The sequence below is a fragment of the Ruegeria sp. N11 genome (assembly GCF_056531525.1).
In genome coordinates, this window is sequence record NZ_JBQFLX010000004.1 from 227015 (window position 1) to 247512 (window position 20498).

The window sequence follows — 20498 nt, forward strand, 5'->3', positions numbered from 1 at the left end:
ATCCTGACCTCACCACTCACGCAGGGGTCCGACCGGACAACGATCAGCGGATCAGTCCAGCGGGTTTTCCAGATGCTGCCGGTTGTTCCGAATGCTGCGCGCCGCCGTGCGCGTCTGCCGGTAGGCCCATAGAAACAGCAGCGTGGCCGTGATGAAATACGCCGTGACCATGTCAGATCGCCTCCCGCTGTTGTAAGCGGGACTGAACGATACCGGCCACCTGCGCCGCCCGCGCGGTGACAGGCGCACCCGCAGCCCGGGACGCGGCCAGTTTTTGCGCGGCATCTGCCAGCACCGTGTCTTCCGCATCGCGGGCCACGCCGGTCAGGAATTGCGCGGCATAGTCCAGCGTCCGGTGGTCGTTTGGCCCGGCCAGAACGTCGGCGATATGGGCCATGTCGTCCTGATAGGCCATCGGATCGGGGCGTATAACCTCATCCTGGATGGCATGCAGTCCGCCGGGGCGGCCATCTTCGGGCAGCAACTCCAGAATGGTGCGCTGAAAACAGGCCAGAGAGTTCAGGGGCTTGTTCAGAAAACCGTCTGCACCAGCCTGCATTGCCAGTTTCTCGGCACAGTCATCGCCGGACAGGCCCAGAATGACGCCGATCCGGGGCGAGGCCTCGTTAAGCTCGGCAATCAGGTCCGCCCCGGGCCCGTCGGGCAACCCTATGTCAACCAGAATGACCGATGGGCGATAGATCTTCAGATGATGCCGCGCAGATGTCAGACAGTCCGCCCGCCGGATCCGCGCGCCGCTGTGCAGACACATCAGCCGGATCGCATCGCAGGCCTAACGGCTGTCCTCGACAACCAGAATGGTTTGCCCCAAAAGCGGGCGCGTGGCGGTGGGCAAAGGGCGTGTGGCCTCGAAAGGGTTCGAATCGTCCATGGCAGACCTCCTGATCAGCAGATGCCTCACGCTACGATCTCCTGGCTAACACAGGGTTAATTTTGCACTGCACGCCAGAGGCAAACACTGGCCGTTTCCCGTCGGCCCGTGCTACCAAACCTTCTGACCCGCCAACGGCAGGAGGGCCGTCATGAACATCGTCATTGCCGGAGCCGGCAGCATCGGGTGCTATTGCGGCGCGTTACTGGCCGATGCGGGGCATCAGGTCACCTTGCTGGGTCGCGCCCGAATTCTGGACCCGATCCGGGGGCAGGGCTTGACGGTGACCGATTTCTCGGGTCTGCATCGTCACATCGTGCCGGACAGATTGACCCTGAGCGAAGACCCGGCCTGCCTGTCCCGGGCCGGGATCGTGATTGTGTCGGTCAAAACGGGCGCCACAGCGGATGTGGCGGCGGATATAGCCCGCTTCACCCCGACAAGCGCACCGATTGTGTCGTGGCAAAATGGTATGGAAAACGCACGCATCCTGCGCGCAGCCTTGCCGGGGCGCGATGTGCGCGCCGGAATGGTGCCATTCAACGTTGTGCCGACAGAACCCGCCTGTTTCCACCGGGCAACATCAGGCGATATCGTTATCGAAAGCGGAACGGGCGCATTGGGCCAGACGCTGGGCAGCGCGGATTTGCCGGTGTCTGAAAGTGACGATATTCAGGCGGTGCAATGGGGCAAACTGGTCATAAATCTTAACAACGCCCTGAATGCCCTGTCCGGCCTGACCCTGCGCGAACAGCTCATGAACCGGGCGTGGCGGTGTTTGATGGCCGATCAGATGGGTGAGGCACTGCGCGTGCTGAAGGCCGCCGGTCATCCCGTGGCCTCGACCACGCCGCTTCCGGCGTGGATGACGCCATATGTTTTGCGTCTGCCAACACCGCTTTTTACCCGGATTGCATCCCGGATGCTGACCATTGACCCCAGCGCACGCACGTCCATGGCCTATGATCTGGCGGCAGGCCGGCCGACAGAAATCGACAGTTTGCAGGGGGAGATCGTTCGCATCGCCAGTGAAGCCGGCACTTCGGCGCCACTATGCGAAAAGGTGCGGGCCCTGATCGAAAGGGCCCCCGCCGAGCCTTTGACTCCGGACCGGATTCGGGCTTGAGACAGCTCAGGAAAACGCCGTCAGCACCCAGAAAATCACCGCAGACATTGCCGCTGCCGCAGGCACGGTAATGACCCATGCCGCCACAATGGTCATGAAATGTGACCGGCGTACCAGCTTGCGGCGTTGGTACTCTTCAGGTGCCAGCTGCAACTCGGACGAGCGCCGGCGGTTGGTAACTTTCCGTCGGCGGTCCGAGTGCCACTCGCGGTAGAAGCCAACCCCGAAAACCGCGCCCACAGCGATGTGGGTCGAGCTGACGGGCAGGCCCAGCCAACTGGCGAAGATCACCGTAATGGCTGCCGACAGGGCCACGCAGAATGCGCGCATCGGGTTCAGTTTGGTGATCTGGCTTCCGACCATACGGATCAGCTTGGGGCCGAACAGGAACAGGCCAAACGAAATGCCGAAGGCTCCGATGACCATCACCCATGTGGGAATGGACACCTTGGCCGAGAAATCTCCGAATTCTGCCGCGTGCACAATCGCAGCAAGCGGGCCAACCGCGTTGGCGACGTCATTGGCACCGTGGGCAAAACTCAGAAACGTGGCCGAAATCACCAGAGGCAACCCGAACAGGGTTTTCAGCGACCGGGTGCGGTTTTCAAGACCTTCGGACTTTCGACGCACCCAAGGCACGGTAACCGCCCAGACCAGCAGGGCTGCGGCCAGACCGATCAGCAGGGCGTATTCCAGATCGATCTTCACGATCCGCTTCAGGCCCTTGACGGACAGATAGGTGGCAAATGCCCCCGCCATGACCGCGACGAGGATCGGAACCCAAAAGCGGGCAGCGGCAATCTTGTCGTCCTGATACTGGATCCTGGCCTTGATCAGCGCAAGGAAACAGGCGGCGATTGCGCCGCCCAGCACCGGCGAAATGACCCAGCTGGCGGCAATTGCACCCATGGTGCCCCAGCTCACCGCGCTCAGCCCGGCCGCCGCAATTCCGGCGCCCATGACGCCGCCGACCACCGAATGGGTCGTGGACACCGGCGCGCCGATCCAGGTGGCCAGGTTGACCCACATAGCCGATGAAATCAGCGCAGCCATCATCGCCCATATGAAGACGTTGTTGTTTTGCACCGACATCGGATCGATGATGCCTTTCGAGATGGTCGAAACCACATCGCCGCCGGCCAACAAAGCTCCGGCGCTTTCGGCCACGGCGGCGATCAGGATCGCACCGCCCATGGTCAGAGCGTTGGCACCTACCGCAGGGCCCATATTGTTGGCCACGTCATTGGCGCCGATATTGATCGCCATATAGGCCCCGAACCCTGCGGCCGCGACCACGATCAGACTGCCATCGGCCTGACCGAACAGTACCGCTGCGGACAAACCGGCCAGCGCGATGAAGGCCAGCGCGATCCCCGGGGCCAGCAACGGCCGCGCCACATGCGCATTCGCATGCTCGAGCCGTGAAATACGGTGAAGGTCGCTGTCCAGTGCGCGCCAGCGGGATTTGGTCTGCGATTCTGACATCTGTTTGGGCCGTTAGGGATTTGGATGCAGGCCGCTAACGGTTTTCGGCAGGTTGGGCAACCGACATGTCATCAATTTTACGTTTTACTGTTACAAATGCAGCAGCAAATCGCGCAATTCCGGCTCGTTCACACGTTCCGCGGCCACTTTGGGCGACACCCAGCACCGCTGACGCTCATGCGCCTCGGGGTATTGATCCGACAGTTCCGTCACCGGTATGCGGTAGACATTTGTCCGGACCGCCTGGGATGTGCCGTCCTTCAGGATCTTGTCATAGGTGAAATGCCCGATCGGTGTTTTGTCGAAAGAAGTGGCCCGCACGCCGGCCTCTTCCCACGCTTCCTGCAAAGCGGTCTCGGCCCCGTCGAGGCCGTCAATCGGCCAGCCCTTGGGAATGACCCACCTTTTGGTTTCGCGGCTGGTGATCAGCAGAACATCCTCACCGGTTTCGGTTCTGCGTGTGCAAAGCGCGGCAAACTGCACCCGTTCCGGGCGCTGAAACAGAGGTTTGCCGACCTCGTTCCAGAGCTTTTGTAGCTTGTTTTTCATGTGTTCGCGTCAGTTTCCATAACCTACATTAGGCAGATATCATTTAGGAACCTAACGGAGTGTTTTCAACGAGCTTTCATTTCCGGAAAGTGTTGCCGCTCCGACTCTACCACGTGCTCACGAACACCCGGTGGCGGTCACGAAAATTCACTGAAAATCCCGCGCGGGGAGCTGTCTTCACTTGTGGCGCCTGTTGGCGCGAAGGGTCGGGTCGGCCTGAGTCGGATCTTCCGGCCAGGGGTGTTTGGGATATTGCGCCCGCATATCCTTGCGCACATCCGCATAGGACCCCGCCCAGAAACCCGGCAAATCGCGCGTGATCTGGATCGGACGCTGTGCCGGCGACAGCAGGGTGATCTTCAACGGTTCATCCCCGATGACCGGGTGGCGCGTCACTCCGAACATTTCCTGCAACCGGACCGAGATTTCGGGCACCGCCCCGCCATAGTCGATCGGAATTTTCCGACCCAGCGGCGTCTCGAACGATCCTGGTGCGCGGCGGTCCAGCTCCTGCGTCTGCGTCCAGTCCAGTCGCCCCCGCAGGGCAGGCAACAGATCGAAGCGTTTCCAGTCTTCTGCATTGCGCACGCCCGCCAACATCGGCAGCAACCAGCTTTCCAGATCCGCCATCAGCCCTTCGACCGAGAAATCCGGCAGGTCCACCCCTCCGGCCCGGACCAGTTCCACCCGGGCGGCAAGCCGGGCGGCGGCCCCGTCCAGGCGCAACCCCAGATCGCGTACACCGTCCAACATGGCGCGCGCCACCTGTTCTGCGGGCACGTCCTTCCAGGTCCTGTCGTCCAGAGCGATCGCCCCGAACCTTTCCTGCTGGCGGGCCACGACCCTGCGTTCGCGCCTGGACCAGTCGCAACTGTCGATCCATGCGATCTGATCGATGAACAGGTCGCGGATGTCCCGCTCGGTGATCTGCACCGCCATTCGTACGCGGGCCTCACGCGGGTTTCCGTCCGTATCGATCACCACCAGATAGGGTGCGGCGGCCAGCGTGTCGCCATTGTCCAGCACAACACCCTTGCCGCCTGAAAGGACATATCGTGGTACGTCCCCCTTGCGCCGCTGACCGACGCGGTCGGGATAGGCCAGCGCCGCCATGGCCGCAGGGGACAATTCACCGGCCCCGCCGGACCGCGCCTGCAACCGCCTGGTTTCACCCTTGATGCGCTCCACGACACTCATGTTCACAGGCCAGACCCGATTGCGCTGGAAAGCGCGTGGGTCTCGTAATGCCTCAAGTCGAAGGGACAGATCGGCTGGCGCGCCCTTCAACGGATCCCGTTCGGCCATCAACGCCGCCAGCGGCGCGGCGTCAGCACCCGCGTGCACCAGCATGTGCCCCAACCGAGGGTGCAGGGGCAGCGCCGCAAGCGCCCGCCCGTGATCAGTGATCCGCCCACGGGCATCCAGCGCACCCAGCATCGCCAACAGTGCCCGAGCTTCTGACATGGCCCCCTCGGGTGGTGGCGTCAGAAATGCCAGATCGCCCGGTTCGGCCCCCCACAATGCAAGCTCCAGCGCCAGTCCGGTCAGATCCGCCGCTTCGATCTCGGCGGGTGGGTAGGCGGCCATGGCGCCATCCTCGCCTTTCGACCACAGCCGATAGCACAGGCCTTCGGCGACACGACCGGCTCGGCCCGCGCGCTGAATGGCCTCGGCCCGCGTGACCCGTTCGGTCACCAGCCGGGACATGCCCGATCCGGCATCGAACCGCGCCCGTCGCGCCTGTCCCATGTCGACCACCACCCGTATGTCGGGGATGGTCAGAGAGGTTTCGGCAATCGAGGTTGCCAGCACCACCTTGCGCCCCTGATCAACTGGCGCAATTGCGGCGCGCTGGGCGGCAAAGGGCATAGCCCCGAACAAGGGCCGTACCACGCAGTCGCCGGGCAACCGCCCCGACAAGGCCGCCTCGGTCCGCCGGATTTCACCCTCGCCCGGCAGAAACACCAGCATCCCGCCGCCTGCCGCGCGGCTGTCACGCTCGGCCCGCACGACCAGATCGACCAGCGCATCCAGCCGTCGTGCCTGCGCGCTCAAAGGCCGGTCCAGCCAGCGTGTTTCAACCGGGTAGCTGCGCCCTTCTGACGTCACCAGGGGGGCATCCATCAGCTGCCCCACCGGTTCTGCATCCAGTGTCGCCGACATCGCCAGCAAGATCAGGTCGTCCCGCAACGCACCCGTGACCTCAAGACACAGGGCCAGACCCAGATCGGCATTCAAGGACCGTTCGTGAAATTCATCGAAAATCACCGCGCCAATACCCGGCAGGTCGGGTTCGGACTGCAGCATCCGGGTCAGAATACCTTCGGTCACAACCTCGATCCGGGTCGTTTTCGAGACTTTGACATCGCCGCGCACACGGTACCCTACGGTCTGTCCCGCGCGCTCTCCCAGGGTTTCGGCCATGCGCTCGGCCGCCGCCCGCGCAGCCAGACGCCGGGGTTCCAGCATCACGATCCGGCCATCGCACAGGCCGGCCTCGAGCATCGCCAGAGGCACCCGGGTGGTCTTGCCTGCGCCGGGCGGGGCCTGCAACACGGCACGGCCCCGCGCCTTCAGCGCTGAGATCAGATCGGGCAGGGCATCATCTATCGGCAGTCGGGTCATGCCGCCTTATCCCCAATGGCACCGCCAAGGTCCAGAACGCGTGCGCCGAAACCTTGCCGCGGGCACTGGACAAACCCGGGTCCACTCCGTCATCTAGGGCAAATTTCGACGAGGGACCCATCCATGAACACCGCCGAGCTTGGGGACAGAATTCTGCAGGGCGACCGCCGCGCGCTGGCACGCGCCATCACGTTGGTCGAAAGCCGCCGCGCCGATCACCGGGCGCAGGCCGCCGAATTGCTGTCCCATCTGGCAACAGCGGATCGGCAATCGCTGCGGATCGGCCTTTCGGGGACGCCGGGTGTCGGCAAATCCACCTTCATCGAAAGCTTTGGCATGATGCTGACGGGGCAAGGGCTGCGCGTCGCGGTTCTGGCGGTCGACCCCAGCTCGGCCCGCTCGGGCGGCTCGATTCTGGGCGACAAGACCCGGATGGAACGGCTGAGCCGCGAGAAGAACGCTTTTATTCGCCCGTCCCCCAGCCAAAGCCACCTGGGCGGTGTTGCCCGCCGCACGCGCGAGGCGATTGCCCTGTGCGAAGCGGCCGGCTTTGACGTGGTGCTGATCGAAACCGTGGGCGTCGGCCAGTCCGAGACCGTGGTGTCGGAAATGTCCGATCTGTTCCTGCTGCTGCTTGCGCCCGCAGGCGGCGACGAATTGCAGGGCGTCAAGCGCGGCATCATGGAAATGGCCGACATGATTCTGGTCAACAAGGCCGACGGCGACCTGAAGGCCACTGCCACCCGCACTTGCGCCGATTATGCCGGTGCGTTGCGCCTGCTGCGCAAACGTCCGCAGGACCCCGAAGGTTTTCCGAAGGCGATGACCGTCTCGGCGGTCGAGGAGCATGGGCTGGAGCAGGCCTGGGACGAGATGCAATCCCTCACCCAATGGCGCCGCGACAACGGTCATTGGCACGCGAACCGGGCTGCGCAGGCCCGCTTCTGGTTCGAACAGGAGGTGCGCCATGCCCTTCTGGCGCAGCTTGACGCACCCGAAATCCGCGCCGAGATGGAGCGGCTGAGCGCCAAGGTCGGTTCGGGCGATATCAGCCCCACCGCAGCGGCGGATCGTATGCTCGGCACCCTATCCGGGCAGTAGTTTCGGGCCGGAGTTCCGGCAAAGGTGGTGCGATTCCATCTGATGTTGTATTATATATGAATACTTAACGGGATCCGGGCGCTCGGGCGCTCGTCCCTCAAGGCGGCACATGTTGATGCCGCAGGGCAGGAGCCAGGCTGAACAGATCAACGGGAACTGTCGATCATGCCCAATATCAATGGCACCAACGGTGCCGACAACATCGACGTCACCAACAACAACGGCACCCTGAACGGCACGCCGCAGGGTTCACCGATCGACAATATCCGTGGGCGGCAGGGCAATGACGTCATCAACGTCTCGAACAGCACGATCGTGGGTGATGTGCGCGGCAATGCCGGAAGCGATGACATCACCATCACGGACAGCACCATCGGCGGCACGCTGGCGGCCGGCGGCGCAGGCGACACGGTCACCGTCCGTGGGTCGGACGTTTCCAACATCCGCCTGGGCGGCGGCAATGATACGCTCGATTTCCAAAGCACCAATGTGTCCGGCGATATACGCGGTGGCAGCGGAACCGATACGCTGAACCTGCCTGCGGGCACGGTCATCACCGACAACACATTTGGCACCATCACGGTTGTGGCCGGGACCGGCTATTCGTTGTCCAGTGGCACGTTCACCCTGCCGTCGGGCAGTACCGTCACCTATTCCACCTTCGAAAACGGAGCCGGTGTTCCCTGCTTTACCCGCGACACGGAAATTCAGACCGAACACGGACCCGTGCCCATCCAAAACCTGCGCACGGGCGACAGAATTCCCACTGGCGGCCACGGGCTGCAGCCCATTCGCTGGATCGGTCGCCGCCGCATGGGCGCAAAGGTTCTTGCCGCCAACCCCAAAACCCGACCCGTCCGGATCCATGCCGGAGCCCTGGGCGGCGGGTTGCCGCAGCAGGATCTGTTGGTCTCCCGGCAGCACCGCATGGTGGTGCGGTCGAAAATCGCCATGCGCATGTTCGGCGCACCCGAGGTGCTGATCCCCGCAATCAAGCTGACGCAACTGCCGGGTATCCATGTTGATGACACGCTGGCTGAGGTAGAGTATTTTCACCTGCTCTTCGACCGGCACGAGATCATCTTCGCCGAAGACGCCCCCACCGAAAGCCTTTTCACCGGACCCGAAGCGCTCAAGACCCTCAGCGATGCGGCGCGCGAGGAGATTTTCGCCATTTTCCCGGAACTGGCGGACGTGACACATGAGTCGCATCCCGCCCGTTTTATTCCGCGCGGGCCGCAACAGGCACGGCTGGTCGCGCGCCACTTGCGCAACAACAAGCCCCTGCTTCTGAACTCGTGATCCGGGCAGAAAAGATTGCGATTTTTGCCCGAAACGGATAGCCCGGTCTGACATCGCGGATTACCTCCGAAGGTGTCGGAAAGAATTCGCAGCATCCGTCTTGACCCTTCCGCCGATTCCCACTACACGCATCCAACCAGTTTTCGGGCGCGACTTCGGGTTGCGCCCCTTGTGATTTGGCCGCAGGCAGTAGCCCGGCCTCCAGAAACAAAGGAAGAAACCATGTCGCGCCGTTGCGAACTGACCGGAAAAGGCCCGATGACTGGCAACAATGTCAGCCACGCCAATAACAAAACCAAGCGTCGCTTTCTGCCGAACCTGAACGACGTTACTCTGCAGTCCGAAACACTGGGCCGTGGCGTCAAGCTGCGCATCTCGGCTGCTGCTCTGCGTTCGGTTGATCACCGCGGTGGTCTGGACGCGTTCCTCGCCAAAGCCAAAGACGATGAGCTGTCGGCAAACGCGCTGAAAGTGAAAAAGGAAATCGCCAAGGCACAAGCCTCGGCCTGATCTTTTTCACAGCAAGAGTTTTGGCCCTGCACCCGCCCGGTGCGGGGCCTTTTTCTTGGCCTGATTGCAAACTGTTCCTCAAAGAGAAATAGTTTTATTCTCTTTCGTGAAATTGTTCACAGACGCCCATCCGTGGCAGGTCTATTGTCTGACTCGCAATTCCGGTGGAGATTGTGGATATGTCGTTAAAATCGTTTTACTTTTTCTCTCTGTTGGCTACCGTTTGCGCCAGAACCTTTGCGGCCTGCACGCGGATGCAGAGACGGGTGAACCATCTTCACACCAGCCTGACCAAAAGCCAGGTCCGTCGTAACGGCGTGGATACCTGACGCGGAGAAAAGGACGCAGGCGAATGCCCTTGTGACGCGCGCGAAAGCGGGCGTATATCGCGGATAAGATGAGATCCGTATTCAAGCAAAATCTGGCTCTGGCCATTTCCCTGCTCGTCATTCTGACCGGGCAGGGGGTGGCTGTATCGCGGGGGATGGACCGCGCCGTTGGTCAGATGGTGCTGTGCACCGGAACCGGCCCGGTTGTCGTCTACATGGACGAAGACGGCCAGCCCACCAAAGCCCCGCATTACTGCCCTGACTACGCCCTGAGCCTTCTGGGGGCGTTGGCGGCGGCGCAACCCGAGTTGCCTGCTGCTCCGCGCCTTTCGCAACCGGCCCCATTGCCGGTGGCCGAAAACCTCGTCGCCCGGACGCTGCCGCGCAAACCGGCCCGCGCGCCTCCTTTTCTGATCTGATTCCAAACCAGTTTTCAGATCCAATCAAAGGAGAGGCACAATGTCCTTCAAATCCACCCTGTTCGCCACCATCGCCACCGTAGCCATGGCCACTACCGCATTTGCCCAGGACCTGATCCTGGTCGAAGACGCCTATGCCAGATCCTCGGGCAAATCGGCCAAGGCCGGCGCAGCTTTCATGATGATCCGGAATGACAGCGGTCAGGATGACCGCCTGGTCGGTGTGACGTCGGATGTGGCGGCACGGGTCGAGCTTCATACCCACAAGGTAGACGAAAACGGCGTCGCCAAGATGATGCATGTCGAGGAAGGCTTTGCCATCCCGGCGGGCGAGGTTCACATGCTGAAACGCGGCGGCGATCACGTGATGTTCATGGGTCTGAAGCAGCCGTTCGAGCAGGGCGCGACCGTTCCTGTCACCCTGATCTTCGAGCAGGCCGGTGAAGTCACGGTCGAGGTCCCGGTCGATCTCGAGCGTCAGGATCAGGGCGGCCACGGCTCGCATTCCAACTGAACCAACGCCTGTCTTCAGGCCGCTCTGCGGCCGTCATCCATGCGTCAGGCCGGGTTTAGCCCGGCCTGTTGCCCTTTGGCGGTCCGGGTATGTTTGCTATCTGTTGACGACACGCAGGGCGATCCGGTCATGGGCCCGTTTGAACCGGGCCGTCAGCCAGAACATTACGGCGGCAAATGCCAGCGCAGAAAACGCAATAGCCCATCCCAGCGCAACCAACCCGCTGCCGGGCCAGAACATCAGAACCAAACCGATCAGAATGGCGATGATTCCGGAATTGCGCAGGGTCGGCCCTGCCGGGTCCATCTGGTGCATCTGCCGCCATGTCATGACGGATCCGATCCCCACAATCAGCGCCCAGGCCCCAAGCAGGAAGAAGGCAAGCCGGGCGGTTCCTTCGGGCCAGATCAGCAGGATCATTCCAATCAGCACGGCGCCGATGCCAAACCCGCCAATCAGCCCGCGCCGCCCGAACCCCAGCAACGTCAGCCCGCCATCGAGAATCAGCAAAAGACCGACCAGTTGCAACAGAACCGTGATGCTGCCGGTCGGCCAGAACAGGGCCGCAAGCCCAAGTGCGGCGGCCATCAGCCCACGCAGCAGGAATGTCCACCAAAGATTGGCGAGCTTGTCACCAAGCGCGTCCCGCCCTGCAAATGTGCCGTCTTCCAGAACTTCACCGCTCCGGGTCTGATGTTCCTCCATCTGGGTCTCCTGTTTTCGGGTCTTATTCCAATACGCGTGAACCCGATTGTAACGGATGGCATCAGGTCCGATCCAGCAGCCGATCCACCCACCCGGGCACGATCTGTGTGGCCGGGCCAAATACCGTCTCATCAAAATGGGACGCTCCGGAGGACGGTTCAAGGTTCAGCTCGATCGTCCGCGCCCCGGCGGCCTGCGCCTCGTGCACAAAAGCCGCCGCAGGATAGACCTGACCCGATGTGCCGATGGCGGCAAAGATCGCGGCTTCGGCCAGGTGATCATAGATGTCGTCCATGAAATAGGGCATCTCGCCAAACCACACGACATCGGGGCGGGCGGTTGGATGGTCACATGCGGGACAACGCTCGCCCACCGCCATTTCCGTCGGGGCCTGCCAGCGATGATTGCAGGCTGAACACAATGCGCCGGCCAGAGTGCCATGCATATGGATGACCCCTTTGGCCCCGCCCGCCTCATGCAAGCCGTCGACATTCTGGGTCACGATGACCACGTCTCCGTGCCAATCCCGCTGCAGCCGCGCCAAGGCTTCATGCGCCGCGTTTGGCTGCACCTGCGCGGCCTGTTTTCTGCGGGCATTGTAGAACCCGTGGACCAGCGCCGGATCGCGGGCAAAACCTTCGGGCGTGGCCACGTCTTCGATGCGGTGTTGCGCCCATAATCCGCCTTCATCGCGAAACGTGCTCAAGCCGCTTTCGGCTGAAATTCCGGCTCCGGTCAGAATGACGATCTTTCCCATGTCTCCTCCGCGCGCTACACCTTGGACTATGACCCACCGTATCCTGTTTGTCTGTCTCGGCAACATCTGCCGCTCACCCGCGGCCGAGGGCGTGTTCCGCGCCCGTGCCCCGCAGCACGAAACCGACAGCGCCGGCACCATGGGCTGGCACACCGGCAATCCGCCCTATGGCCCGATGCAGACCGCCGCCCGCACCCGGGGCATCGACCTGAGCGACCTGCGCGCGCGGCAGTTCCTGGCGGCCGATTTCAACCGGTTCGACCTGATCATCGGGATGGACGCCAGCAACATCGCAGACATCGAGGCCTTGCGCCCACCGGGCAACCAAACCTCTGTCCGCCTGCTGACGGACTTCGCGCCCCAGACCGGGGCCGATCATGTGCCCGATCCGTACTATACCCGTGATTTTGACGGTGCGCTTGACCTGATCGAAGCGGCGGTCGAAGGGCTTGACGCCCACCTGAGGGATTAGCCGATCACCTTCAGCCGGTCGCTGAGCCACGGCACCTGCTCGATCGCGGGGTCAAGGATATGGCTCCGCATCAGCCTTTGAATCATGCCCGCAATCTCGCGCGGAACCTCGTCGGGCCAGTCCGTGCGGGTGAACAGTGAGATGGTGCGCGAAAACTCTCCGAACGGGGCCGGGTAGACTTCAAGCCCGTCATGAAACCGCGCCGCCCGCATATAGCCCAGCGGTGTGGTGATCGCCCAGCCCAAGCCCCGCGCCACCATCGCCATCAGCGCCAGGTGCGAGCCGATCTCGAACCGTTCCTCGAACTCGACCTGCTGCCGCGCCAACTGGCTCTCGATCTGGCGGCTGATCAACTGTTCGCGGGCATACCGCAGGAACGGCAAGTCCCGCAGCGCGGCCTCCACACCTCCGGCGCCCTTGGGGGCCACCAGTATGAACGGATCGCGGACCAGGGGATACTCGACCACCCCCTCCAGCACCTCGCCGCTATGGGCCGAGACCGCCAGATGCAACCGCTGCTCCTCAAGCGCCTGAAACAGGTCAAGGCTGGACAGCGTGATCAGCTTGAATTTCGACCGGGTCAGGCTGTCGGCCAGCAACGTTGCCAGGCGTGGGGTCAGTTCGTTGTCGAAATCGTCGATCAGACCGATGGACAGCGTGGCCAGATGCCCCAGGTCCATCACGGAAAGCTCGCTCTGCGCCATCTGCAATTCGGCCAGCACGGCCCTGGTCCGGGCCAGAAAGCTGCGCCCGGCCTGCGTCAGCCGCATCGGTCGCCGCCCGTGATCCACCAGTTCAGCCCCCAGCGCGTTTTCCAGATTGCGCAACTGCTGGCTGACCGACGGCTGGCTGAGCCCGGTGATCTCGGCCGCCTGCGCTACCGATCCCGTCCGCGCCAGCGCCTCGAACACTTCGAGGCCGCGCAAGCTCAGCCCTTTCATAACCATGCAAAATCCTCTCGCTGCGCCTTTTCTGAGGGGCAGCGGGCGTCAGGTCAAGGATTGCGTCCGGCTTAGCTGCAGATCGCCTGCGCCATCTGGCCGAAGTTCTGATACCGATCCCACAGCGCGTCATCGCGCGCAGTTTTCGACATCTTCAACTCCTGCGCCTTGTGTGGGTCGGTAAACCACTTGGCGACGGTCTTCTGGTCGCTGCGCGTCAATGCCTGATTGGCCACATGCTGAATGCAGCTGCACCGATCCCGCGTCGCCGCCGCCCGGTCGGACGCCAGACATGCCTGTTTGATCTTGGCCGCATAGGAAGGGGCCGGAGCCACCGCCGTCAGCGACGCCGCACAGAATGCGATTAAGAGGAACTGTTTCATACTCGAGCCTCGTTTTTTTGCCTGCCCGGACGGGTCTTGTGCCCCTCTCGGTCTGCGGCGGAGTATGAATTAATCGGGGGTTCGGATCAATCATGCGTTGCGAAAAAGTGATTGCCGTGGTCACCCCCGCCACACCCGTAGGCCGGGCTTCAACCCCGGCACCGTTCAAGGCAGGAACGCCAACCACTCTTGAACAGCTTCAATTGACCCTTCGATTGTCTGGAATACTCGGCAGTATGCACTGGCCCCGGCGACCGGAATGTTCCATCGAATGACCCCTTCTTCGGCAGGATCAGCTCTGCGCGCACCAGACCTGCAGGTCTTCCAATCCAACCTTCAGCATCGTCCCTCAGGCAAGACACGATTGCCGATGCAGGTGACGGCAGTTTCACTGCAACCCACCGCAGAGCACAGTATTGTCGGCATTCGTTTGCCAAGCTCCAATTCTTTCTTGGCTCAGGTTCCGATTGCAGTCGTTCTCCACCTTGACCGCCTTAAAAAACCCGCTAATACGCGGAACATGACAGACCTCGCTCATATCCGCAATTTCTCCATCGTCGCCCATATCGACCATGGCAAATCCACCCTTGCCGACCGGCTCATCCAGGAGACCGGAACGGTGCAGGATCGCGACATGAAGGAACAGCTGCTCGACAGCATGGACATCGAGCGCGAACGGGGCATCACCATCAAGGCCAACACGGTCCGCATCGACTATACCGCCGACAACGGCGAGCAATACGTCTTGAACCTGATCGACACCCCCGGCCACGTCGACTTCGCCTATGAGGTCTCGCGGTCCATGCGCGCGGTCGAAGGCTCGCTGCTGGTCGTGGACTCGACCCAAGGGGTCGAGGCGCAGACGCTTGCGAACGTGTATCAGGCCATCGACGCCGATCATGAGATCGTTCCGGTACTGAACAAGATCGATCTGCCCGCGTCCGACTGTGACCGCGTGGCCGAGCAGATCGAGGACGTGATCGGCATCGACGCGACCGACGCCATTCAGGTTTCGGCAAAAACCGGGCAGGGCATCCATGAGACGCTGGAAGCCATCGTGCGTCAACTGCCCGCGCCGAAGGGCACTCTGGACGCGCCGCTCAAGGCGATGCTGGTCGACTCGTGGTACGACGCCTATCTGGGTGTGATCGTTCTGGTCCGCATCATGGACGGCACGTTGAAAAAGGGTATGCGGGTCAAGTTCATGTCGAACGGCACCCTGCACCATGTCGACCGCGTCGGCGTGTTCCGGCCCGAAATGCAGATGATCGACAGCCTTGGCCCCGGCGAGATCGGCTTTCTCACCGCCTCCATCAAGCAGGTCCGTGACACCCGCGTCGGTGACACCATCACCAATGACCGCAATGGCACCGAGGTCGCCCTGCCGGGCTTCAAACCCGCGCAGCCGGTGGTCTTCTGCGGTCTCTTTCCCGTGGACTCGGCCGAATTCGAGGACCTGCGCGACGCGATCGACAAACTAGCGCTGAACGATGCCAGTTTCAGCTTTGAAATGGAAACCTCGGCCGCGCTGGGCTTTGGCTTCCGCTGCGGTTTCCTGGGCCTCTTGCACCTCGAGGTCATCCGCGACCGCATCGAACGCGAATATGATATCGACCTCATCACCACGGCGCCGTCGGTGATCTACCACGTCTACATGAAAGACGGTGAGATGATCGAGCTGCACAACCCCGCCGACATGCCGGACCTGTCCAAGGTCGACCACCTGGAAGAACCGCGCATCAAGGCGACCATTCTGGTGCCCGACGAATACCTCGGCGACGTGCTGAAGCTGTGTCAGGATCGCCGTGGCATCCAGCTGGACCTGACCTATGCGGGCAGCCGCGCCATGGTCGTCTATGACCTGCCGCTGAACGAGGTCGTCTTCGACTTCTACGACCGCCTGAAATCGGTGACCAAGGGCTATGCCAGCTTCGACTACCAGATGACCGGCTACCGGGAGGACGCGCTGGTCAAGATGTCGATCCTTGTGAATGAAGAACCGGTCGACGCGCTGTCGACCATGGTTCACCGCGACCGGGCCGAGATGCGAGGTCGGGCGATGTGCGAAAAGCTCAAGGACCTGATCCCGCGCCACATGTTCAAAATCCCGATCCAGGCCGCCATCGGAGGCAAGGTGATCGCCCGCGAGACCCTCTCGGCCCTACGCAAGGACGTGACCGCCAAATGCTACGGAGGCGACGCCACGCGGAAACGCAAACTGTTGGACAAGCAGAAGGCGGGTAAGAAGAAGATGCGTCAGTTCGGGAAGGTCGATATCCCGCAGGAGGCGTTTATTAGCGCCTTAAAAATGGACAGCTAAAAGCTGGCCAGTTTTACGGCGGGTGGGCGAAAGCGGTTGGCGCAGCCAACTGCGTGCCCGCTGTTTGGGGTGGATGGAAAACAAAAAACCTGATCGCTAATCATCATCGTGTCCCAAGCGAAATCGTAACTCGCCTTTTGGGTACTTCCAGACTGCGCTAATTGGAGTTTTTCTCCAAATGGCGACAATCACGACTAGCAATAGCGCCGCAATACCAAGTAGCGCGATAACTCCATAGTCCATTTCACTGCTCCTACCATTCGTTCACTACTTTTTTTGTTGAATGATAGCCTTCGCTCGGTGGTAGTCCTTGGCGAGCATCGCGGCTAGGTACGCTACCTTATGCGAAACTGCATAAGTTTCAGCGATTTGTTCGATAGAGAGGTTTCCGTCGAGATGTGACACGGGAACTTGTAAAGCTATGCCGAAGAAATCGGCCTCTTCTTCTAGGTCTAAGTTTCGATGACGGATGGCGTGTTTTGCTTCGGTGGTAACCGAAGTATCTTTGGCTGCACGTTTGCTTGTGTTGAAACCTGAATTCCTGGCTCTGGCCGATAGCTTACGTTTGTGGCTTTTCAGAAATATGTGCCCAAACTCATGGCCAATGACTTCGTCGACCGCTTGTCTCCGCTCGTTGGTAGATTGATCCTCGAACAAATCCAACCAGACATATTCCCGAAGATACAGAATAGTTCCTCCACTGTAGTCGCAGAACGCAGGTATGCTCTTGAACAGTGACCCATTGGCATGAAAAGCTTCGTCCTAAGGCATGTACAATACACCTTCGGGAAGGTTTTCTTTGAGCATATTCAACATACAAATTGGCTCCATCACACCTGCCCCACAAAGGCGCAGTTGACTGGCTTTCTCAACGATCTCAAATAGACGCTCGATCGACATGATCCTCTTTGGTCTGGGATCGCGGAGGTTCGAATAAGGTGATGTTGGAAAGGGAATTGGCATCAAGCTTACTCCGGAAGATAATCTGGGCCGCGCAGTTCGCGGAAAAAGGCAAGGATTTTGGTGGCTTCGTTTGTATCTCTTGGCCTAAGGGAGAGCTTTTCTTGGCTGATTGCCGCGAGGTATCTTAGGTTCTCGGCTTCCTCTGGTGATAGCTCAAAAACTTTGACGCAACTGTCCACGAAGCTGGTTGTCGGTGGGCGGGAGCCATTTAGAACGCGCGCGAGTAGAGCTGGTGAAACCTCCATTTCGGCAGCGATTGCCTTGTAGTTCTTTGCGCAAACTCGTGCCAGGTTTTGGAACTCCTGACTGAATGGTGAAATTGTCATGTTCTGCTCTCCTGCATAGGCAGGAGTATTTGACAATTTACGTAAATTGTCAATTATTTCCTATGGAGACATACAATTTATTGTATTTTGGGTGTTAGGTGGTACGAGATTTGGTCGGCGGGGCGCAGCGTATGTTGCTACTATTAATGTGCTCAATTCAACCCACCCGCCCGGTAGCACCGCCGGGCCGCGCCGACCTGCCCCCGTCAAACCGAAGGTTTGCCTCCGGCAAAACGGGCGGCGCGTTTGCGCCCCGGGGTTCCGCCCGTTCGCGGCTGAATTCGTCCACTGGACGAATTCCGGGACGCCGCTCACCCCCTCGGGCCAACCGCTGCTCTCACTTTCACCGACCACCCGCTACGCCATACGCGCAATTTAGACCCAACCATCTGATCAGAATGTGGTATTGTCTCTCCGGGGGACCGAGTTCAGGTGGACGCATTTCTTGTCCGGAAACTTGCAACGCCCAGGCCTCAGAAACGAGAGGGTATAATGCAAAAGTTCTTTCAGACGACCGCAATCTCTGTCCTTGCCATCGGACTGTTCGCTGCCTCGGCATCCGGGGAAACCTATGATTCCGCAGGCAAGGGGATGGGTATGAATGCCAACGAAGTCTACGGCATTTCTGACGGCCACGCGGTGGTGAAAACGCAGACCAACTACGACAGTTTCGAGGTCCCGTCCGGCCATCCGCTGGAAGGGGCGACAGGGGCCTGTTTTGGCGCGTTGCTGATCAATGCGGGCGCGGCCTCGGGCACCGGCAACTGCGTGTTCGACACCGCGTCAGGGGACAAGGCGGTGCTGAGCTGGGTCGCCAAGGGCCTCGGCGCGGATGGCGCGCTGACCGGGGACTGGACCGTGTCGGGTGGCACCGGCGGATGGGGCACCGCGTCGGGGAGCGGCACGTTTTCGTCGCTGACCGATCCGGAAACCAAGACGTTTGTGAACACGATAACCGGCAGTATCACGATGAACTGACTAAAAAGTTTAAAGCCATGGTATCGGGCGCGCGGGCAGGGGTTCGCGCGCCCGATCCGCGTGGGCATCGCCTGAGCGTTAGATGAACCGATCATGAAGTTTCCCTTAGGTAAGTTGTAACCCGCTTTCACCCTCCCAATCTGTTTGGCAGAGAGAAGGAGAGAGCCCATGACCAGATACATGACCGCCGGAGCCGCCGCTCTGGCCACCACACTCGCCCTTGGAACCGCCGCGCTGGCAGATGCCACACCGGATCTGCGCGGCACCTGGGCCGGCAGCTACACCACGGTATCGCCCTCGCGTACCGCCACCGGTGACGTGCCGCGCTTTAACAATGCCGAATGGGTGCTGCATATCGAAAAGCAGCAGGACAACGTGTTCTGGGGACCCAGCAAATGGCGGCGTGCGGCCAGCGAGGACTGGACTGTCTATGACGCCACAGGCTCGGTCAGTCTGGACGGGTCGGGCAAGATCGGCATCGTCGAAAGCTCGGCCGATCCGACGATTGGCGTGAATGCCCTGATCGATGCCCGCTATGAGGATGGCAAGATCTATGCGGATTTCCGTAGCCTGCGGAACGGAACGACCTACAGCACTGTTCTGGAACGTCAGGTGAACTGAAGTGTTTCCGGCCCGGTCGGGCTGTAGGGGGTACTGGCTGTCGTTGGCAGCGCGTAATAGGTAATCCCGCCCGGGCCGGAACGCTTCTCAAAAACGGAATCAGCGTCTCCGCCAGGAGGGGACGGGCCGGGCGGCAAGCTCGCCGCCCGCGACAGGATCCAGACCGCCCCGCGCAAGAATGCGGCGTTCCTCGGCGCGGGTCATCTGGATTTCGCGAACCTTCAGCGCGGCCCCGCGCGCGGTGACGTAGATGCCGTCCGGCTCCGGTTCCATCCCCGGACTGTTCCGCCCCCGCGACCACACTCCGCGGATGCCGCTCAGAAGATGTTTCCACCCGACCTTGTCATCGTCCTGCAGGTGCCAGATCCGGCTGGCCTCGGTGATCGAGATCAACGCAGCCTGCGGTTTGCCGTGGCGGGTCAGGATGATCACTGCGCGGGAATCCTGGGCACGGGTGACCAGATCACCCAGATGGGCGCGGGCGTTGGAAATGGTGCAGCGTATCGGCGAATCTCCGTATGTACGATTCGAAAGATCGGGGGGCCGATGGATGTACAAACCCTGCAATTTCGGCCTAGGGCACTGCGCGGGGCCTTCGCACCTGCAGAAATCGTCCAAAATTGGGCCGCTGTTTCATGTCCGGACTTATCCACCCTCAACCCCACGCGGCATCGCGGATTTCAGAGTTGTCCACAACTCTTTCCCGGCGGATACCAACAGGTTATCCCCGTCTAATTTTCATGCTGCAGTGCTATTTTCTTGTCGGTTGATGGTGTGAATGTAACAGTCTGATCACCGCAACGGTTCTTAGGAACCCAAGCGGGACGCAAGGGCCAAGGGGGCCGCGGTGATGAAAGCGGATCTTAGGATTTAGTTTTGATCACAATGGTTTACCGGTGGAGGATCGGTTGAGTTGGGCTTTATGTCCGGATCAGATGATCAGCCTCTCAGACGGTTCGTGCGTGCTGCGCCGCGACATTGAGCGTGACGTAGCGGCTTTGGTCCTTTCGGGGGCCGGGCAACTGGATCGTGATGTCTTTCGGGACGGATCGGACCGGCAAGGCGTCAGGGGTGTCCGCAAGGATACATGCAAAGACCGCGTCTGCGCACCTGACGCCTTTTCCTTTTTCGAACCCCGGGTTCATACAGGCTGCCACTACTCACCTGCCAACGAGAGCGG

Annotated in this window: 22 protein-coding genes; 10 read left to right on the plus strand and 12 right to left on the minus strand. The window is 61.1% G+C overall.

The features are described 5' to 3' along the window. Nucleotides 1-172: 172 nt before the first annotated feature. On the minus strand, nt 173-772 hold the full coding sequence (locus ACR0J8_RS06160) for a response regulator (RefSeq protein WP_480889183.1): 600 nt from the start codon (nt 770-772) through the stop codon (nt 173-175). A 271-nt stretch (nt 773-1043) separates the two neighbouring features. Between ACR0J8_RS06160 and ACR0J8_RS06165 the strand changes: the two genes are divergently transcribed. Beyond that, nucleotides 1044-2018 carry a 2-dehydropantoate 2-reductase gene (locus ACR0J8_RS06165; protein ID WP_480524348.1) on the plus strand — a complete coding sequence of 325 codons (975 nt, stop codon included), beginning with the start codon at nt 1044-1046 and terminating at the stop codon, nt 2016-2018. 6 nt (nt 2019-2024) lie between these two features. Here ACR0J8_RS06165 and ACR0J8_RS06170 read toward each other — a convergent pair whose 3' ends face one another. The 3 genes from ACR0J8_RS06170 to hrpB all read right to left on the minus strand — a co-directional run bounded on the left by ACR0J8_RS06170 (nt 2025) and on the right by hrpB (nt 6677). Further along, the gene (locus tag ACR0J8_RS06170) at nt 2025-3503 is read right to left on the minus strand and encodes an inorganic phosphate transporter (RefSeq protein WP_321254394.1); all 1479 of its coding nucleotides are present in this window, start codon (nt 3501-3503) and stop codon (nt 2025-2027) included. A 90-nt stretch (nt 3504-3593) separates the two neighbouring features. Further along, a complete protein-coding gene (locus tag ACR0J8_RS06175) occupies nt 3594-4052 on the minus strand; it encodes an NUDIX hydrolase (RefSeq protein ID WP_170614720.1) in 459 nt (152 codons plus the stop codon). A gap of 177 nt (nt 4053-4229) precedes the next feature. Next, entirely contained in the window at nt 4230-6677 is a 2448-nt protein-coding gene (hrpB, locus tag ACR0J8_RS06180) for an ATP-dependent helicase HrpB (RefSeq protein WP_480524352.1), read from the minus strand. A 123-nt stretch (nt 6678-6800) separates the two neighbouring features. Here hrpB and meaB point away from each other — a divergent pair, with 123 nt between their 5' ends. The 5 genes from meaB (at nt 6801) to ACR0J8_RS06205 (ending at nt 10852) form a co-directional block, all read left to right on the plus strand. Continuing rightward, nucleotides 6801-7778 carry a methylmalonyl Co-A mutase-associated GTPase MeaB gene (gene meaB / locus ACR0J8_RS06185; protein ID WP_480889187.1) on the plus strand — a complete coding sequence of 326 codons (978 nt, stop codon included), beginning with the start codon at nt 6801-6803 and terminating at the stop codon, nt 7776-7778. A gap of 165 nt (nt 7779-7943) precedes the next feature. After that, nucleotides 7944-9080 (plus strand): Hint domain-containing protein, encoded by a 1137-nt coding sequence (locus ACR0J8_RS06190; RefSeq protein ID WP_480889189.1) that lies wholly within the window; start codon nt 7944-7946, stop codon nt 9078-9080. A 222-nt stretch (nt 9081-9302) separates the two neighbouring features. Beyond that, nucleotides 9303-9590 (plus strand): 50S ribosomal protein L28, encoded by a 288-nt coding sequence (rpmB, locus tag ACR0J8_RS06195; protein WP_170614716.1) that lies wholly within the window; start codon nt 9303-9305, stop codon nt 9588-9590. A 397-nt stretch (nt 9591-9987) separates the two neighbouring features. Beyond that, nucleotides 9988-10338 carry a hypothetical protein gene (locus ACR0J8_RS06200; RefSeq protein WP_480889192.1) on the plus strand — a complete coding sequence of 117 codons (351 nt, stop codon included), beginning with the start codon at nt 9988-9990 and terminating at the stop codon, nt 10336-10338. A gap of 40 nt (nt 10339-10378) precedes the next feature. After that, nucleotides 10379-10852, plus strand: a complete 474-nt coding sequence (locus ACR0J8_RS06205; RefSeq protein WP_480889195.1) for a copper chaperone PCu(A)C — start codon at nt 10379-10381, stop codon at nt 10850-10852. 96 nt (nt 10853-10948) lie between these two features. On the opposite strand, the gene ACR0J8_RS06210 is transcribed toward ACR0J8_RS06205, so the two are convergent. Next, nucleotides 10949-11557, minus strand: coding sequence for an HdeD family acid-resistance protein (locus ACR0J8_RS06210; RefSeq protein ID WP_480524360.1), 609 nt, complete (start codon nt 11555-11557; stop codon nt 10949-10951). A 61-nt stretch (nt 11558-11618) separates the two neighbouring features. Further along, on the minus strand, nt 11619-12314 hold the full coding sequence (locus tag ACR0J8_RS06215; RefSeq protein ID WP_480524362.1) for an NAD-dependent deacylase: 696 nt from the start codon (nt 12312-12314) through the stop codon (nt 11619-11621). A 28-nt stretch (nt 12315-12342) separates the two neighbouring features. Here ACR0J8_RS06215 and ACR0J8_RS06220 point away from each other — a divergent pair, with 28 nt between their 5' ends. Then, on the plus strand, nt 12343-12786 hold the full coding sequence (locus ACR0J8_RS06220; protein ID WP_480524363.1) for a low molecular weight protein-tyrosine-phosphatase: 444 nt from the start codon (nt 12343-12345) through the stop codon (nt 12784-12786). Here the strand turns inward: ACR0J8_RS06220 and ACR0J8_RS06225 are convergent. Then, a complete protein-coding gene (locus tag ACR0J8_RS06225) occupies nt 12783-13733 on the minus strand; it encodes a LysR family transcriptional regulator (RefSeq protein WP_321254378.1) in 951 nt (316 codons plus the stop codon). The genes ACR0J8_RS06220 and ACR0J8_RS06225 overlap by 4 nt on opposite strands. Before the next feature lie 65 nt (nt 13734-13798). After that, nucleotides 13799-14110, minus strand: a complete 312-nt coding sequence (locus tag ACR0J8_RS06230; RefSeq protein WP_170614710.1) for a hypothetical protein — start codon at nt 14108-14110, stop codon at nt 13799-13801. A gap of 520 nt (nt 14111-14630) precedes the next feature. On the opposite strand from ACR0J8_RS06230, the gene lepA reads away from it, so the two are divergent. Beyond that, nucleotides 14631-16430, plus strand: coding sequence for a translation elongation factor 4 (gene lepA, locus ACR0J8_RS06235; RefSeq protein WP_480889200.1), 1800 nt, complete (start codon nt 14631-14633; stop codon nt 16428-16430). Nucleotides 16431-16697: 267 nt separating this feature from the next. On the opposite strand, the gene ACR0J8_RS06240 is transcribed toward lepA, so the two are convergent. Continuing rightward, entirely contained in the window at nt 16698-17093 is a 396-nt protein-coding gene (locus ACR0J8_RS06240; RefSeq protein ID WP_480889203.1) for a hypothetical protein, read from the minus strand. Between the two features lie 305 nt (nt 17094-17398). Next, entirely contained in the window at nt 17399-17719 is a 321-nt protein-coding gene (locus tag ACR0J8_RS06245) for a helix-turn-helix domain-containing protein (RefSeq protein WP_480524371.1), read from the minus strand. 492 nt (nt 17720-18211) lie between these two features. Between ACR0J8_RS06245 and ACR0J8_RS06250 the strand changes: the two genes are divergently transcribed. After that, entirely contained in the window at nt 18212-18697 is a 486-nt protein-coding gene (locus ACR0J8_RS06250) for a hypothetical protein (RefSeq protein WP_170807944.1), read from the plus strand. A gap of 168 nt (nt 18698-18865) precedes the next feature. After that, nucleotides 18866-19318 carry a hypothetical protein gene (locus tag ACR0J8_RS06255; RefSeq protein ID WP_170680848.1) on the plus strand — a complete coding sequence of 151 codons (453 nt, stop codon included), beginning with the start codon at nt 18866-18868 and terminating at the stop codon, nt 19316-19318. Nucleotides 19319-19417: 99 nt separating this feature from the next. On the opposite strand, the gene ACR0J8_RS06260 is transcribed toward ACR0J8_RS06255, so the two are convergent. After that, nucleotides 19418-19876: a type II toxin-antitoxin system Phd/YefM family antitoxin gene (locus ACR0J8_RS06260; protein ID WP_480889208.1), complete on the minus strand. Its 459-nt coding sequence runs from the start codon at nt 19874-19876 to the stop codon at nt 19418-19420. Nucleotides 19877-20265: 389 nt separating this feature from the next. Beyond that, on the minus strand, nt 20266-20475 hold the full coding sequence (locus ACR0J8_RS06265; RefSeq protein ID WP_480524375.1) for a hypothetical protein: 210 nt from the start codon (nt 20473-20475) through the stop codon (nt 20266-20268). Nucleotides 20476-20498: the final 23 nt, after the last annotated feature.

What these genes read in the sequence shown, in the direction of transcription:
- lepA (WP_480889200.1), top strand. Translation starts at nt 14,631, where the DNA reads ATGACAGACCTCGCTCATATCCGCAATTTCTCCATCGTCGCCCATATC.
- ACR0J8_RS06200 (WP_480889192.1), top strand. Translation starts at nt 9,988, where the DNA reads ATGAGATCCGTATTCAAGCAAAATCTGGCTCTGGCCATTTCCCTGCTC.
- ACR0J8_RS06175 (WP_170614720.1), bottom strand. Translation starts at nt 4,052, where the DNA reads ATGAAAAACAAGCTACAAAAGCTCTGGAACGAGGTCGGCAAACCTCTG.
- ACR0J8_RS06190 (WP_480889189.1), top strand. Translation starts at nt 7,944, where the DNA reads ATGCCCAATATCAATGGCACCAACGGTGCCGACAACATCGACGTCACC.
- ACR0J8_RS06250 (WP_170807944.1), top strand. Translation starts at nt 18,212, where the DNA reads ATGCAAAAGTTCTTTCAGACGACCGCAATCTCTGTCCTTGCCATCGGA.
- ACR0J8_RS06255 (WP_170680848.1), top strand. Translation starts at nt 18,866, where the DNA reads ATGACCAGATACATGACCGCCGGAGCCGCCGCTCTGGCCACCACACTC.
- ACR0J8_RS06210 (WP_480524360.1), bottom strand. Translation starts at nt 11,557, where the DNA reads ATGGAGGAACATCAGACCCGGAGCGGTGAAGTTCTGGAAGACGGCACA.
- hrpB (WP_480524352.1), bottom strand. Translation starts at nt 6,677, where the DNA reads ATGACCCGACTGCCGATAGATGATGCCCTGCCCGATCTGATCTCAGCG.
- ACR0J8_RS06225 (WP_321254378.1), bottom strand. Translation starts at nt 13,733, where the DNA reads ATGGTTATGAAAGGGCTGAGCTTGCGCGGCCTCGAAGTGTTCGAGGCG.
- ACR0J8_RS06230 (WP_170614710.1), bottom strand. Translation starts at nt 14,110, where the DNA reads ATGAAACAGTTCCTCTTAATCGCATTCTGTGCGGCGTCGCTGACGGCG.
- ACR0J8_RS06160 (WP_480889183.1), bottom strand. Translation starts at nt 772, where the DNA reads ATGTGTCTGCACAGCGGCGCGCGGATCCGGCGGGCGGACTGTCTGACA.
- ACR0J8_RS06165 (WP_480524348.1), top strand. Translation starts at nt 1,044, where the DNA reads ATGAACATCGTCATTGCCGGAGCCGGCAGCATCGGGTGCTATTGCGGC.
- meaB (WP_480889187.1), top strand. Translation starts at nt 6,801, where the DNA reads ATGAACACCGCCGAGCTTGGGGACAGAATTCTGCAGGGCGACCGCCGC.
- ACR0J8_RS06205 (WP_480889195.1), top strand. Translation starts at nt 10,379, where the DNA reads ATGTCCTTCAAATCCACCCTGTTCGCCACCATCGCCACCGTAGCCATG.
- ACR0J8_RS06215 (WP_480524362.1), bottom strand. Translation starts at nt 12,314, where the DNA reads ATGGGAAAGATCGTCATTCTGACCGGAGCCGGAATTTCAGCCGAAAGC.
- ACR0J8_RS06170 (WP_321254394.1), bottom strand. Translation starts at nt 3,503, where the DNA reads ATGTCAGAATCGCAGACCAAATCCCGCTGGCGCGCACTGGACAGCGAC.
- ACR0J8_RS06220 (WP_480524363.1), top strand. Translation starts at nt 12,343, where the DNA reads ATGACCCACCGTATCCTGTTTGTCTGTCTCGGCAACATCTGCCGCTCA.
- ACR0J8_RS06245 (WP_480524371.1), bottom strand. Translation starts at nt 17,719, where the DNA reads ATGACAATTTCACCATTCAGTCAGGAGTTCCAAAACCTGGCACGAGTT.
- rpmB (WP_170614716.1), top strand. Translation starts at nt 9,303, where the DNA reads ATGTCGCGCCGTTGCGAACTGACCGGAAAAGGCCCGATGACTGGCAAC.